The following is a 14,310-nucleotide window of genomic DNA, read 5'->3' on the forward strand; positions in this document are numbered from 1 at the left end:
GATCAGCGCTCGCCGCCGCCTTCGGACGACAGCGGCGGCGCCACTTCCTCCAGCGGCTTGCGCTCAGCATCGGCCGCATAGCGCAAGGCCAGCAGCCCCGCGACAATGACCAGCGCCGCGCCGATGCCGTAGCCCACCATCACCGCGCCCCGGCTGCCGGTTTCGATCAGCAGGCCGAACAGCAGCGGCGCAGCGAAGCCGCCCGCACCCATGCCGACTGCATAGAAGATCGCGATGGCCATGGCACGCATCTCGAGCGGAAACACCTCGCTCACCGTGAGGTACGCCGAACTCGCCGCCGCCGACGCCAGGAAGAACACCGCCGACCAGCACAGCGCCTGACCGCGCGCATCGAGCCAGCCCATCATGAAGGCCCAACCCGTGAGCGCGAGGCCGACGCCCGCGAGTACGTACGTCAGCGCGATCATCCGGCGCCGGCCCACGCTGTCGAACAGCGGGCCCAGCAGCAGCGGCCCGAGCACGTTGCCCAGCGCGAACGGAAAGATGTAGAGCGCCACGTCGCCTTCGGGCACGCCGTAGAAGCGCGTGAGCACCAGCGCATAGGTGAAGAAGATCGCGTTGTAGAAGAAGGCCTGCGAGATCATCAGCGCCAGCGCGACCATGCTGCGCTGCGGGTAGCGCCTGAGCAGCACGCGCGTCACTTCGCGCATCGACGGGCTGTTGGCGCGCGCGGCCGTGTAGTTCACGACAGAGCCTTGCGGTGCGGGCAGCGGACCGTGCTGGGTCTCGATCTCCGCTTCGATCTGGTCGACGATGCGTTTGGCCTCGTCGGCGCGTCCGTGTGCAATGAGCCAGCGCGGGCTCTCGGGCACGTCGCGCCGCACCAGCAAGATAGCCACCGCCAGCACCGCGCCCAGCGCAAAGCCCGCGCGCCAGCCCCACACCGGGCCGATCACGCGAGCGTCGAGCAGCACCAGGCTGAGCGCCGCGCCCAGCGCCGCGCCGATCCAGAAGCTGCCGTTAATCGCGAGGTTGACGCGCCCGCGCACGCGCGCCGGGATCAGTTCGTCGATGGCCGAGTTGATGGCCGCGTACTCGCCGCCGATGCCAAGCCCCGTGACGAAGCGGCACAGCGCGAAGAAAGCAAAGTTGGGAGAAAACGCCGTGGCCAGCGTGCCGACCGTGTAGACCACCAGCGTGATGAGAAAGAGCTTCTTGCGCCCGAGCCGGTCGGTGAGCCGGCCGAAGAGCAGCGCGCCGAGCACCGCGCCCGCCACGTACACCGAGCCCGACAGCCCGATCTCGCCGGCCGTGAGCCCCAGCGTGTCGGGCCGCTCCAGCACCGCGCCGATGGAGCCGACCAGAGTGACTTCGAGCCCGTCGAGCACCCAGGCCACGCCCAGCGCGATCACCACGCGCCAGTGCCAGCGCGACCACGGCAGGCGGTCCAGGCGGGCGGGGATGTCGCTGCTCAGTACCGTCATGCCTGCGATTCTGGGAGTCGGTCGCAGCGTCCGCTGTAGGACCGTGCCGGTCTATGATCCGCGCGCCGCATGGGAGCGGCGACTACACCAATGGAGCGAGGGGAAACATGATCTGTCTCGATGGCGCGCATCGCCGCGCGTTCTGGCTTTGCACGCTTTTGGCTATTGCCGGCTTGACGGGCTGCGGCACGCCGCCCACTTACAAGAATCGTCCTGTCTCCGGCAGTTCGCCCGGGACTTTCGCACTCGCGCATGCCAAGGCGGTGGAAGAGCCGCGGCATGCGATGCGGCACCTGGACGATGCCAGGAGCATTGTCTACACGCAGTTGGAAGGTGGAGGTGGCCTGGCAGTTGGATTGCTGTTCGGCCCTCTGGGCGCGGCGGCCAATGCCGGCATGATCGACAGCAGGACGGGGCTCGATGCCCAGCGCCTGAAGGGCAAGCTCACGCTGGAACCTCGGCAGCTGTTCCTCGATGCCGCGATCCGCCAGGGGCTGGATGTCGCCGGCGCTGGCGCGGCGGGGCAAACGGGTGCAACACCCTACTTGCATGTGAGCAAGGCGAGCAACGAGCGGCTGCTGACGGCCGCGGCGGTCCGGCTGGAGCAGGGCGCAAGTGCCGACCAGTGGTCCGGTCTCTACATGTACCAGTTGCCATCTTCCTACACGCTGGATGATCTGGCCCAGCCCACCGAGGAAATCCAGCGCCGACTGAGCGCGGAAGCCGCACGGGGCTTTTCGGAACTCGCGGCCTTTATTGCGAAGGAGGGGCAACCCAAGGATGGATCGGGAAAGGTGGCGCCGGAAAAAGAATTCACCTATATCTCGGACCTGCTGACGCCACGCTTCGAAATCGAGATGCGTGGGCGCTTTATTGCAAGGTCGGAAGACCTGGTGTGGTTCAGGACCTTCGACGGCGTGTACGCCGTGCGCACCTCCAGCATCAAGATCAGGTCGGGCCGGATCTGACGGGTTGCCCCGCCGGATCGTGTCGGCCCCCGATCAGGCCGTCTCGGCCAGCGCGTCCGCCAGTGCGTTGACCATGCGGTCGATCTCGGCCTTCTCTGCGATGAAGGGCGGGGCGAGCTGGATGGTGTCGCCGCCGTAGCGCACGTAGAAGCCCTTCTTCCAGCAGTTCATCGCGATCTCGTACGGACGGCGTGCAGGCTCGCCCGGCAACGCGGCGATCGTGATGCCGGCTGCGAGGCCGTAGTTGCGGATGTCGGCCACGTGCTTGCTGCCCTTCAGGCTGTGCACGGCGTTCTCGAAATGCGGCGCCAGCGCCTGCACGCGGCCGATCATGTCTTCCTTCTGCAGCACGTCGAGCGCTGCGATGCCGGCGGCGCAGGCCACGGGGTGTGCGCCGTAGGTGTAGCCGTGCGGGAACTCGAGCATGTAGTCGGGGCCGCCTGCGGCCATGAAGGTGTCGTAGATTTCCTTGCTGGCGACTACTGCGCCCATCGGCTGCGCGCCGTTGGTCACCTGCTTGGCGATGTTCATGATGTCGGGCGTCACGCCGAAGGCTTCCGCGCCGGTGAGCGCGCCGCAGCGGCCGAAACCGGTGATCACTTCGTCGAAGATCAGCAGGATGTTGTTGGCCGTGCAGATGTCGCGCAGGCGCTTCAGGTAGCCCTTCGGTGGAATCACCACGCCGGCCGAACCCGCGAAGGGTTCGACGATCACCGCCGCGATGTTCGATGCGTCGTGCAGCGCGATCAGGTCGAGCAGGCGGTCGGCCAGCTCGGCGCCGTTCTCGGCCATGCCGCGCGTGAAGGCATTCGACGCGAGCTGGGTGTGCGGCAGATGATCGGCTTCGACGGCCTGGCCGAAGAGCTTGCGGTTGGCCGCGATGCCGCCGACCGAGATGCCGCCGTAGTTGACGCCGTGGTAGCCCTTCTCGCGGCCGATCAGGCGCGTCTTGCTCGCCTGGCCTTTGGTGCGCCAGTAGGCGCGCGCCATCTTCAGCGAGGTGTCGGCGGCTTCGGAGCCCGAGCCGGTGAAGAACACATAGTCGAGGCCTGCGGGCGTCATTTCCTTGATCTTGTTGGCCAGCTCGAAGGAGAGCGGGTGGCCGAACTGGAAGGCGGGCGAGTAGTCGAGCTTGGCGATCTGGCGGCTCACCGCCTCGGTGATTTCGGGGCGGCCATGGCCCAGGCCCGAGCACCACAGGCCCGAGAGGCCGTCGAAGATCTTGCGCCCGTCGATGTCGGTGAAGTAGGCGCCCTTGGCCTCCACGATGATCCGCGGATCGGCCTTGAAGTTGCGGTTGCCGGTGTAGGGCATCCAGTGCGCGTCGAGCCAGGCGGCGTCGGTGCGCGCGGTGGGCGTCGGTTCGATGGCGGGCGTTGCGAGGGTCATGGCGCTTCCCGCACGGGGCGGGCTCCGGGGGTGATGGGATGTGCCGATTGTTGGCAGAGCCTTCAGTGTGGAGAATGGCGCAATATCAATGTTCACTTGACACTTCATGCAAGTAAAGGCCAAAGCCCGAAGCGGTACCCAAAACAGTGCCCGCAACCGCGCCGTATTGGGGCAGCTCAGCGACATGGACCTGCGCCTGCTCAAGGTGTTCAAGAGCGTGGTCGACTGCGGCGGCATGGCGGCCGCCGAGCTGGAGCTGAACATCGGCACCTCCACCGTGAGCCGCCACGTGAAAGACCTGGAGACGCGGCTCGGCCTCGTGCTGTGCCGGCGCGGGCGGGCGGGTTTTGCGCTCACCGCCGAGGGGCAGCGCGTGTACGACGAGACGCTGCGCCTGCTGGCCTCGGTCGACGCCTTCCGCGGCAGCATCGACGACATCCACAACCGCATGGGCGGGCAGCTGGACGTGGCTCTGTTCGACAAGACGGCGACCAACCCGAAGGCGCGCATCGGCGAGGCCATCGCGCGTTTCACCGAGATCGCACCCGAGGTGACTCTGGCGCTGCACGTGGGCTCGATCAACGCCATCGAGCAGGGCGTGCTGGAGGGCAATTTCCAGATCGGCATCATCCCGGCGCACCGCAGCTCCAAGAGCCTTGTGTACGCCGACCTGTTCGACGAGACGATGCTGCTGTATTGCGGCGCGAAGCACCCGCTGTTCGGCGCCGATCACGCCAGGCTCACCTGGGCCAAACTGCGCGAGCATCATTTCGCGGGGCTCGGCTACCACTCGCCGAACATGGAGCTGAGCCACCGCGCGAAGCTGTCGCGCAAGGCCACCGGCTTCGACCAGGAGGCGATTGCAACGCTGATTCTTTCGGGGCGCTTCCTGGGCTTTCTGCCCGACCACTACGCGCAGGTGTTCGAGCAGCGCGGGCTCATGAAGGCGGTGCTGCCGGCGCGCTTCAACTATGCGTGCCGCTTCGTCAGCCTGCTGCGGCGTTCGCCGAAGCCGTCACGCGCGGTGCTGGCGTTTCAGGAGTGCCTGGAGAAGGCCCACCGGTAACGCAGGTCAGCGCTGCCCGCTCGGCAGCAGCAGATGCTTGGCGCCGATATGCGCCTCCATCTCGTGCATGTGCTGCTCGGCATCGACCATGTGCTCGGACATCAGCCGGCGCACCTCATCAGCGTCTTCCTTGCGGTAGGCAGCCAGCAGCTGCGTGTGATAGTCGACGTTGGCTTCGCCGAAGTGGTGGTGGTCCAGCGCCTTCTTGTAGACCACGAGGTCGCGCAGCAGGTCGTTGAGAAAACGGCACATGAAGGAGAGCACCGGATTGGGGCAGCTCTCGGCCAGCATCGTGTGAAAGCCGAGTTCGGCCTCGCGCTGCGTGCGCAGTTCGTCTTCGTTGGTCGGCTCGATCATGCACAGCCGGACGTTTTCTTCCAGCTGCTCGAACTGCTCGGGTGTCAGTCGGCCCACCACGCTCACGGCCAGCTCGGGCTCCAGCGCCTTGCGCAACTGGTAGATGTGATGGCCGTCGAGATGGTGAAAGTGCAGGAAGTTGCGCAGCGGCTCCGATGCATGGTCCACCGACACCTGCTGCAGATACGCCCCGCCGCCGGGGCCGGTGCGGATGGAGACCAGGCCGCGCACCTCCAGCGCCTTCAAGGCCTCGCGCACCGTGCTCTTCGAATAGCCGAAAAGCTCGATCAGTTCTTTCTCGTTCGGCAGCCGGTCGCCGGGCTGCTTGCGCTCCGCCACGATCCAGCGCTTGACGTCTTCAACGATGACGTCCGAGAGCTTTTGCCGCTTCGGGCGGTTCTGCCCCACTCTCATTCACACGCTCCATGCCCATCGGGAGATGCGCGGGATGCGCAACAGCGGGCGATCTTAAACGGCGTCATGCGACGGGGCGGTCTGGTTTTGGGCACAAGGATTGCTAGCGGGTTTTTACCAGCATATTAATCCGATTTATCCGCTTAAATTCGCCAGCGATCGCAGGCACCACCTTTCCCTTACTTCCCACCACGACCGGAGAACTCATGCAACGCAGACATCTTCTTCAGCTGGCCGCCCTGTCGGCTGCCCCCGCTTCGCTCCTGGGCGGCCGCGCCGCCTTTGCCCAGTCGGCGGACGCGATCCGCTTCGGCTGCCCGGTCCCGATGTCGGGTGCCTTCGCAGCCAATGGCAAGTTCGCCGACCTGGGCATGAAGCTGGCCATCGAGCAGTACGGCAGCGTGCTGAAGCGTCCGCTGGCCTACACGGTGCTCGACACCGAAGGCAAGCCGGCCACCGCGGTGCGCAAGGTGCAGGAAGCCTCGCAGCAGCAGGGCGCGAAGTTCTTCGCGGGCGGCATCCTCTCGTCGGAAGCGCTGGCCATGGGCAAGGAGGCCGAGAAGGCCGGCGGCCTGTTCATCACCACCGCCGGCGCCGATGAAATCACCGGCAAGGACTGCAACCCCGCCACCTTCCGCTGGTCGGTGCCCACCTTCGGCGCCATCGAGCAGACGGTGCGCCCGCTGATCGCCTCGATGCCGAAGGCCAAGCGCTGGTACACGATCACGCCGCAGTACGTGTTCGGCGACGGCCTGCTGAGCGCGGCCAAGAACATCTTCCAGGAGAAGGGCATCGAGCACGTGGGCAACAGCTACCACTCGCTCAACGAGAAGGAATTCAGCGGCTACCTCACCAACGCCATGGCCGCCAAGCCCGACGTGCTGCTGCTGCTGAACTTCGGTGCGCAGTCGTCCGCCGCGCTGCGCCAGGCGGTGAGCTTCGGCATGCACAAGAACATGACGATCCTCATGGCCTGGGCCTCGGGGCTGGAGCAGTTCGACGAGCTGGGCGCCGACCTGTGCGACGGCGTCTACTTCGGCGCGCAGTACTGGCACACGGCCGACACCACGCTCAACAAGGACCTGGTGAAGCGCACCGCCGACAAGCTCAAGATCGTGCCCAACTACAGCCTCGCCGGCTCGTACGTCTGCACCAAGATCCTGATCGATGGCATCGTGAAGGCCGGCACCGTGGACCAGAAGGCGGTGATTGCCGCGCTCGAAGGCATGAAGTTCGACGGCCTCACCGGCACCGAGGAAATCCGCAAGGCCGACCACCAGGTCATCAAGGACTACTACCTGCTCAAGGGCAAGGCGAAGTCGAAGATGAAGGACGCTGCCGACTACGTCGATGTGGTGAGTTCGGGCAAGTCGTTCCTGCCCGTCGACAAGACCGGCTGCAAGCTGGCCTGAGCACGCAAGGACACCGACGCGCCCATGTCCGTCTACCTGCTCCAGACCATCAACGGAATCGGCATCGGCATGCTGTATTTCCTGCTGGCCGTTGGCTTGTCCATCGTGTTCGGCCTGCTGCGCTTCGTGAACTTCGCGCACGGGGCTTTCTATCTGCTGGGTGCCTACCTGTGCTACCAGGCCATGCAGTGGGGCCTGAACTTCTGGGTCGCGCTGCTCGTGGTGCCGCTCGCCGTCGGCGCGCTGGGCTGGCTGGCCGAGAAGCTGCTGCTGCGCCGCGTGTATGCCAAGGCGCACGAATTCCACATCCTCGTGACGGTGGGCCTCGCGCTCGCGGTGCAGGAGATCGTGATCGTGTTCTGGGGCCCGCTGGGCAACAGCGTGGCCACGCCCGACCTGCTGCAGGGTGTGGTCATGTGGGGCGCCTTCGTCTATCCCAAGTACCGGCTGTTCGTGATCGGCTTCACCGCCGTGCTCGCGGTGCTGCTGTGGTGGGTGCTCGAAGGCACGCGCCTGGGCAGCGCGGTGCGCGCGGGCAGCGAATCGACCGAGATGGTGTCGCTGCTCGGCATCAACGTGTTCCGCGTGTTCAGCCTGGTGTTTGCGCTTGGCGCGGCCACTGCTGCGCTGGCCGGGGTGCTGGCCGCGCCGATTCGGGGTGCGGAGCCTTTCATGGGCGTCGAGGCGCTGAGCGTGGCCTTCGTGGTGGTGGTGATCGGCGGGCTCGGCAGCTTTGGCGGCGCGCTCGTGGGCGGGCTGGTGATCGGCATCGTTCAAAGCCTCATGAGCACCATCTGGCCGCCGGGGGCGAGTCTGATGATCTACATCGCGATGGCAGCCGTGCTGCTGCTGCGCCCGCATGGCCTGCTCGGCCGCAAAGGATGAACGACGCCATGCCGAGAAAAATCACATTCCTCCTGGCGCTGATCGCCGCGCTGGGCCTGCCGCTGGTGCTGAGCTCGGGCTCGCTCGCGAGCGAAGTGCTCATCTACGCGCTGGCAGCGCTGGGCTGCAACCTGCTGCTGGGCTACACGGGGCTGCTGTCCTTCGGGCAGGGCATCTTCTTCGGGCTGGGCAGCTACACCATCGCGATTCTGCTCACGCGCCTGCACCTGCCCATGCCGCTCGCATTGCTCGCGGCCATGGCCATGGGTGCGATCGGCGCGGCGGTGGTCGGCTGGGTTGCCATCCGCCAGCGCGGCACCTACTTCGTGATGCTCACGCTGGCCTTCGCGCAGATGTTCTATTTCATTGCCTACACCGCGACCGACCTCACGGGCGGCGACAACGGCCTGCTCGACGTGCCGCGCCCCGGCTTCATGGACACGCCGTGGAAGTACTACGCCTTCGTCGCGGTGATCTTCCTGATCGCCTTCGGCCTGCTGCTGCGCGTGACCGATTCGATCTTCGGCCGCACGCTGCTCGCCATCCGCGACAACGAGGACCGGGCCGCCGCCGTGGGCTACGACCTCAAGCGCTTCAAGCTGCTGGCCTTCATGATCTCGGGTGCCGTCACCGGCCTGGCGGGCGGGCTGCACGCCATGATGACCGGCATCGCGCCGCTGTCGAACGCCGAGTACCACACGAGCGAGATGATCCTGGTCATCACCGTGATCGGCGGCACCGGCAACCTGTTTGCCTCGGTGTTGGGCTCGGCCTTCTATGTGCTGCTGGCCGACTGGCTCTCCACGCTGTGGCCGCGCTGGCTGCTGCTGCTTGGGCTGCTGCTGATCGGCGTGAGCATCGGCATGCAGCGCGGGCTCTGGGGGCTGGGCGAGGGCATCTGGAAACGCATCTTCCGGCGGATGCCACCGGCTCCAAACGCGCCTGCCGCGCAAGGGGAGAAGGCATGAGCGACGTTCTCATCGAAGCCATTGGCGTCACCAAGCACTACGGCAAGTTCGCCGCGCTCGGCGGGGTCGACCTGAAGATCAGGCGCAACACCGTGCATTCGGTGATCGGTCCCAACGGCGCGGGCAAGACCACGCTGTTCCACATGCTCACGGGCACCGGCACGACCACTGGCGGACGCATCCTGTTCGATGGCCACGACGTTACGCGCGAGCCCGACCACCGGCGCGTGCAGCGCGGCATGGCGCGCTCGTTCCAGGTCACGGCGCTGTTCCTCAGCCTGTCGGTGCGCGAGAACCTGCGCGTGGCGGCGCAGGGCGTTTCGCCGCGCCAGGCCATGAACTGCTGGCGCGCGCCGGTTGGCGAACTGGCCTGCACGCAGACGGTGGACGAGGTGCTGCAGCGCGTCGGGCTCGAACGGCTGGCGAACACGCCGGCCAGCGAGCTTTCGCATGGCCAGCAGCGCCGCCTCGAAGTGGGCATGGCGCTGGCCGCCAGGCCGAAGGCCATCTTCCTCGACGAGCCGACCTCGGGCATGGGCATCGACGACCTCGACGACATGAAGCAGCTCATTCGCAGCCTGCGCGACCGGCACACCGTGGTGCTGATCGAGCACAACATGAACATCGTGATGGACATTTCCGACACCGTGACCGTGATGCAACTGGGCCGCGTGCTCGCCGAGGGACTGCCGGGCGACATCCGTGCCGATGCGCGCGTGCGCACGGCCTATCTGGGCAACATGATCACCGGAGGCAAGGCATGAGCGGCCAGAACATCCTCGAAGTCGAAAAACTCCATGCGCACTACGGCAAGAGCCACGTGCTGCAGGGAATCTCGATGCGCGTGGGCGAGGCCGAGCTCGTCACGCTGCTGGGCCGCAACGGCGCGGGCAAGTCGACCACGCTCAAGAGCATTGCTGGTGCGGTCACCCCCACGAGCGGGCGTGTGCGCTTCCAGGGCGCCGATATCGCGGGCATGCCGCCGCACCGCATCGCCACGCGCGGCGTGTGCCTGGTGCCGGAGCACCGAGGCGTCTTCAAGCTGCTGACGGTAGAAGAAAACCTGCTGCTCGGCCTGCGGCGCGAATCGCCCTGGCAACTTGCCGACATCTACCGCATCTTTCCGCGCCTGAAGGAGCGGCGGCGCAACGGCGGCGGGCAGCTCTCGGGTGGCGAGCAGCAGATGCTGGCCATTGGCCGCGCGCTCATGAACCACCCGCGCCTGCTGATCCTCGACGAGCCCGTCGAGGGCCTGGCGCCGGTGATCGTCGAGGAGATCGTCGCGCAGCTGAAGACCATCAAGGCGGCCGGCGTGGCCATCCTGCTGGTCGAGCAGAACCTCGAAGTCTGCGTGCAGCTGGCCGACCGCCACTACATCGTGGAGCAGGGCGTGATCGTGCACGAGGCCGGCAACGCAGCCTTCATGGCCGACCATGAAGTGAAAGACCGCTATCTGGGCGTGGGCCTTGCTTGAGGCTTCCCGCAACACTCATCCCTATCGCAAAGCCATGAACTCACACACTGAACTCCGCATCGACGGCCAGCGGCTCTGGAACTCGCTGATGGAACTGGCGCAACTCGGCGCCACCGAGAAAGGCGGCGTTTGCCGCATCGCGCTGACCGACCTCGACCGCCAGGGCCGCGACCTGTTCGTGCACTGGGTGCGCGAGGCGGGCTGCGAAGTCCGCGTGGACGCCATCGGCAACATCTTCGCGCGCCGCGCCGGCCGCAACAACGCGCTGCCGCCCGTCACCACCGGCAGCCACATCGACACGCAACCCACCGGTGGCAAGTTCGACGGCAACTACGGCGTGCTCGCGGGGCTGGAGGTGATCCGAAGCCTGAACGACGCCAAGATCGAAACCGAGGCGCCGCTCGAAGTGGCGGTGTGGACCAACGAGGAAGGCTCGCGCTTCGTGCCCGTGATGATGGGCTCCGGCGTGTTCGCCGGTGCATTCACGCTCGAGCATGCACTGGCGCAGTGCGACAACGACGGCGTCAGCGTGTCCGACGCGCTTGCCTCCATTGGCTACGCGGGCAGCACGCCCGCGTCGGCAACAACATCGCCGGTGGGCGCGTACTTCGAGGCGCACATCGAGCAGGGCCCGGTGCTCGAAGCCAACGAGCGTGTGATCGGCGTGGTCGAGGGCGCTCTCGGCCAGCGCTGGTACGACGTGGTGGTGCAGGGCATGGAAGCCCATGCCGGCCCCACGCCGATGGAACTGCGCAAGGACGCGCTGCTGGCCGCCTCCGAACTCGTGATCGAGGTCAACCGCATTGCGCTCGCCCACGCGCCGCATGGGCGCGGCACGGTCGGCTGGATCGACAACTACCCGAACTCGCGCAACGTGATCCCGGGCCGCGTGAAGCTCAGCGTCGACCTGCGCGCGGCCGACGACGTGGTGCTGTCGGCCATGGACGCCGCACTGAAAGAAGCCGTGCAGCGCATTGCCACGAAGGGCAAGGTCGAGATGTCGGTGGAGCAGGTCGTGTACTTCCAGCCGCAGCCTTTTACGCCCAAGCTCGTGTCCGCAGTGCGCGAAGCTGCGCAGGCGCAGGGCATGACCTGGATGAACGTGATCAGCGGCGCGGGCCACGACGCGGTGTACCTCGCACGCGTGTGCCCCACGGCCATGATCTTCGTGCCTTGCCTCGACGGCATCAGCCACAACGAGATCGAGGACGCACAGCCCGACCATCTCGAAGCCGGCTGCAACGTGCTGCTGCAAGCCATGCTGCAAAGCGCGGGAGTCGTGTCGTGAAGGCGTGGAGCCGCGCCCTGATGGCGCTTGCCCTCGCATGGTCCGTGGTGCCGGCAGGCGCTGCCGAACCCATCCTGGTGGGGCAGTCCGCGGTACTGACGGGGCCGCTGGCACCCAACAGCCTCGCGTTCATGGAAGGCCAGACGCTGTTGTTCGACCAGCTGAACAAGGCCGGTGGCATCGGCGGGCGGCCCGTCAAGATGATCACGTACGACGATGTCTATGCGGCCGACAAGGCCGCGGCCAACGCCGAGAAGCTGCTGGGCACCGACCGCGTGGTCTGCCTCTTCGGCACCATGGGCACGGGTATCGGCGCGGCCATGGCGCCCGTGGCGGCGAAATACGACAGCTTCATCTTCGGCGGGCTGACCGGTGCCGCGGTGCTGCGCGGGCCGAAGGTGCCGATCTATCACGTGCGCGAGTCATACGCCGACGAAGTGCGCCGCGTGATGACCCACCTGGCGACGGTGGGCCTGACGCGTATCGCCATCGTCTCCAGCGACGATGCGTACGGCAAGGGCATCGAGAAGGACGCGATAGACGCGCTCCAGAAGAACGGGCTGTCCCAGGTGCTGGCGTTGCGCTTCGACCCGCAGGAAAAGGAACCGACGCGCGCCGCGCAGCAGATCATTGCCAGCGGCGCGCAGGCCGTATACGTCATTGCGGCGGGCATGCCGGCGATCAACATGATCCGGGCGCTGGTCGCTGCGCCGATTCATCCGCAGATCTACACGAACTCGGTGGCCAGTTCTTTCCTGCTCTACAAGGAGCTTGGCGAGAAGAGCCGCGGCATCGTGCTGTCGCAGGTGATGCCGCCGTTCTGGAAGACCCGCTTCCCGATCGTCGACGAGTACCAGCGCGCGCGCAAGAGCGCGGGCAGCGAGGGCGAGGGCTCCTACCTGGGCCTGGAGGGCTACATCACGGCCAAGGCGTTTGCGGAAGCGCTGCAGCGCGTCAAGGGGCCGATCACCACCGAATCGCTCAGGCGAACCATCGAGACTTCGCCGCCCATGAACCTGGGTGGCTACATGCTGACGTTCAAGGCCGACAACCGCAACGGTTCGAATTTCGGCGACATCACGATGCTGGCAAGCGGCGGGAAGTTTGCTCAATGAAAGTCTTGATAGCGCGCCTCAACCACGAGACCAACACCTTCTCGCCCGTGCCCACGCCGCTCGCGGCCTTCGGGCCCGACGGGCCGACCTTCGGCGAGCAGGCCTACCGTGACAACAAGGGCATGCGCACGGCGATGTCGGCCTTCATCGACCTGGCCGAAGCGGCCGGCGCCGAACTCGTCACGCCGGTGTCGGCCTCGGCCAACCCGAGCGGGCCGGTCGACACGCAGGCCTACACGCTGCTGACGCAATGCATCGTCGATGCGGCTGCGGGCTGCGATGCCATCCTGCTCGACCTGCACGGCGCGATGGTGGCGCAGAACAGCGCCGACGGCGAAGGTGACCTGCTGGTGCGCCTGCGCGCGGCGGCACCGGGCGTGCCCATCGGCGTGGCGCTCGACCTGCATGCCAACGTCACGCCCGAGATGGTCGGCAACGCCGACGTGATCGTCGGCTTCAAGACCTATCCGCACATCGACATGTACGAAACCGGCGAGCACGCCGGCCGGCTGATGTTCGACCTGCTGGCCGGGCGCAGCAAGCCGGCAATGCGCTGGCACCGGCTGCCGCTGATGGCGCACACGCTGCGCAGCGCGTCGTTCACCGGCGCGATGCAGCGCGCCATCGAGGCGGCGCGCGAGGCCGAGAAGTCGGAGTCGCTCGCGGTGTCGATCCTCGCGGGCTTCTCGCTGTCGGACATCGAGTCGCCGTGCATGAGCGTGATCGTCGTCGATGCGCAGTCGCCCGAGCGCGCGCAGGCCACGGCCGATCGCATCGCCGCGCAGATGTGGAGCGAGCGCGAGGCCTTCATCTACCGCAGCGAACCGCTGGCGCAGTCAATCGGGCGCGCGAAGCTGATTGCCGAGGGCGCGACGCGCCCGGTGCTGTTGCTCGACCACGGCGACAACTGCATGTCCGGCGGCAGCTGCGACACCATGGACGTTCTGCAGGAGGCGCTGGCGCAGGGGCTGCACGGCATCGGCGTCGGGCCGCTGTGCGACCCCGAAGCGGTGGCGCAACTGGTCGAGGCGGGCGAGGGCGCGCAGGTGACGGTGGCGCTCGGCAACAAGGTCTCGCTCGAAGGCATCGGCCTTTCGAAGACGCCGGTGCGCCTGACGGGCACCGTGCGAACCATCAGCGACGGCGAGTACGTCATTACCGGTCCCACCTACACGGGCCAGCGCAGCAGCATGGGGCGCACGGTGCTGTTCGACATCGGCACGGCACGCATCGTGGTGACCGAGCGCACGCAGGAGCCTTGGGACATCGGCGTCTTCGAATGCGCGGGGCTCGATCCGCATACCGAGCGCTTTCTGCTGCTCAAGTCGCGCATGTATTGCCGGCCGGTGTTCGAGCCGCTGTCGGCCGCGCTGGTGGAGTGCGACAGCCCTGGCGTCACCAGTTCGGACTACAGCCTGTTCCCGTTCAGCAAGGTGCGCCGGCCGGTGTTTCCGTTGGATGCGAACGCCTCGATGGACGCTGCAGCATGACCTGAGACGTCATCGACGCGAATCGCGTGCGACGCGACC

General features: G+C 66.8%; 13 protein-coding genes. 10 read left to right on the forward strand and 3 right to left on the reverse strand.

The window, feature by feature from the left end:
* Window positions 1-2 precede the first annotated feature (2 nt).
* Window positions 3-1,445, reverse strand: coding sequence for an MFS transporter (locus BLV60_RS03720; RefSeq protein ID WP_093049991.1), 1,443 nt, complete (start codon window positions 1,443-1,445; stop codon window positions 3-5).
* A gap of 107 nt (window positions 1,446-1,552) precedes the next feature.
* On the opposite strand from BLV60_RS03720, the gene BLV60_RS03725 reads away from it, so the two are divergent.
* The gene (locus tag BLV60_RS03725) at window positions 1,553-2,413 is read left to right on the forward strand and encodes a hypothetical protein (RefSeq protein ID WP_093049994.1); all 861 of its coding nucleotides are present in this window, start codon (window positions 1,553-1,555) and stop codon (window positions 2,411-2,413) included.
* A 33-nt stretch (window positions 2,414-2,446) separates the two neighbouring features.
* Here the strand turns inward: BLV60_RS03725 and BLV60_RS03730 are convergent, their stop codons facing one another.
* The gene (locus tag BLV60_RS03730) at window positions 2,447-3,802 is read right to left on the reverse strand and encodes an omega-aminotransferase AptA (protein ID WP_093049997.1); all 1,356 of its coding nucleotides are present in this window, start codon (window positions 3,800-3,802) and stop codon (window positions 2,447-2,449) included.
* 106 nt (window positions 3,803-3,908) lie between these two features.
* Here BLV60_RS03730 and BLV60_RS03735 point away from each other — a divergent pair, with 106 nt between their 5' ends.
* A complete protein-coding gene (locus tag BLV60_RS03735) occupies window positions 3,909-4,868 on the forward strand; it encodes a LysR family transcriptional regulator (RefSeq protein WP_093050000.1) in 960 nt (319 codons plus the stop codon).
* Window positions 4,869-4,874: 6 nt separating this feature from the next.
* Here BLV60_RS03735 and BLV60_RS03740 read toward each other — a convergent pair whose 3' ends face one another.
* Entirely contained in the window at window positions 4,875-5,639 is a 765-nt protein-coding gene (locus BLV60_RS03740) for a FadR/GntR family transcriptional regulator (protein WP_093050003.1), read from the reverse strand.
* A gap of 206 nt (window positions 5,640-5,845) precedes the next feature.
* On the opposite strand from BLV60_RS03740, the gene BLV60_RS03745 reads away from it, so the two are divergent.
* The 8 genes from BLV60_RS03745 to BLV60_RS03780 are packed head-to-tail and all read left to right on the forward strand — an operon-like array spanning window position 5,846 to window position 14,271.
* Window positions 5,846-7,051, forward strand: coding sequence for an ABC transporter substrate-binding protein (locus tag BLV60_RS03745; RefSeq protein ID WP_093050006.1), 1,206 nt, complete (start codon window positions 5,846-5,848; stop codon window positions 7,049-7,051).
* Between the two features lie 24 nt (window positions 7,052-7,075).
* The gene (locus tag BLV60_RS03750; protein ID WP_093050009.1) at window positions 7,076-7,936 is read left to right on the forward strand and encodes a branched-chain amino acid ABC transporter permease; all 861 of its coding nucleotides are present in this window, start codon (window positions 7,076-7,078) and stop codon (window positions 7,934-7,936) included.
* A gap of 8 nt (window positions 7,937-7,944) precedes the next feature.
* The gene (locus tag BLV60_RS03755) at window positions 7,945-8,904 is read left to right on the forward strand and encodes a branched-chain amino acid ABC transporter permease (RefSeq protein ID WP_093050418.1); all 960 of its coding nucleotides are present in this window, start codon (window positions 7,945-7,947) and stop codon (window positions 8,902-8,904) included.
* The gene (locus tag BLV60_RS03760; RefSeq protein ID WP_093050013.1) at window positions 8,901-9,668 is read left to right on the forward strand and encodes an ABC transporter ATP-binding protein; all 768 of its coding nucleotides are present in this window, start codon (window positions 8,901-8,903) and stop codon (window positions 9,666-9,668) included. Before BLV60_RS03755 ends, BLV60_RS03760 begins: the two co-directional genes overlap by 4 nt.
* Complete coding sequence (locus BLV60_RS03765) at window positions 9,665-10,378, forward strand: ABC transporter ATP-binding protein (RefSeq protein WP_093050016.1); 714 nt, start codon at window positions 9,665-9,667, stop codon at window positions 10,376-10,378. The genes BLV60_RS03760 and BLV60_RS03765 overlap by 4 nt, the downstream gene beginning before the upstream one ends.
* A gap of 34 nt (window positions 10,379-10,412) precedes the next feature.
* Entirely contained in the window at window positions 10,413-11,666 is a 1,254-nt protein-coding gene (locus tag BLV60_RS03770; protein WP_093050019.1) for a Zn-dependent hydrolase, read from the forward strand.
* Window positions 11,663-12,781, forward strand: a complete 1,119-nt coding sequence (locus BLV60_RS03775; RefSeq protein WP_093050022.1) for an ABC transporter substrate-binding protein — start codon at window positions 11,663-11,665, stop codon at window positions 12,779-12,781. Before BLV60_RS03770 ends, BLV60_RS03775 begins: the two co-directional genes overlap by 4 nt.
* The gene (locus BLV60_RS03780; protein WP_093050025.1) at window positions 12,778-14,271 is read left to right on the forward strand and encodes a M81 family metallopeptidase; all 1,494 of its coding nucleotides are present in this window, start codon (window positions 12,778-12,780) and stop codon (window positions 14,269-14,271) included. The genes BLV60_RS03775 and BLV60_RS03780 overlap by 4 nt, the downstream gene beginning before the upstream one ends.
* Window positions 14,272-14,310: the final 39 nt, after the last annotated feature.

It is taken from the genome of Variovorax sp. YR634, from assembly GCF_900106655.1.
Lineage (GTDB): Bacteria > Pseudomonadota > Gammaproteobacteria > Burkholderiales > Burkholderiaceae_C > Variovorax.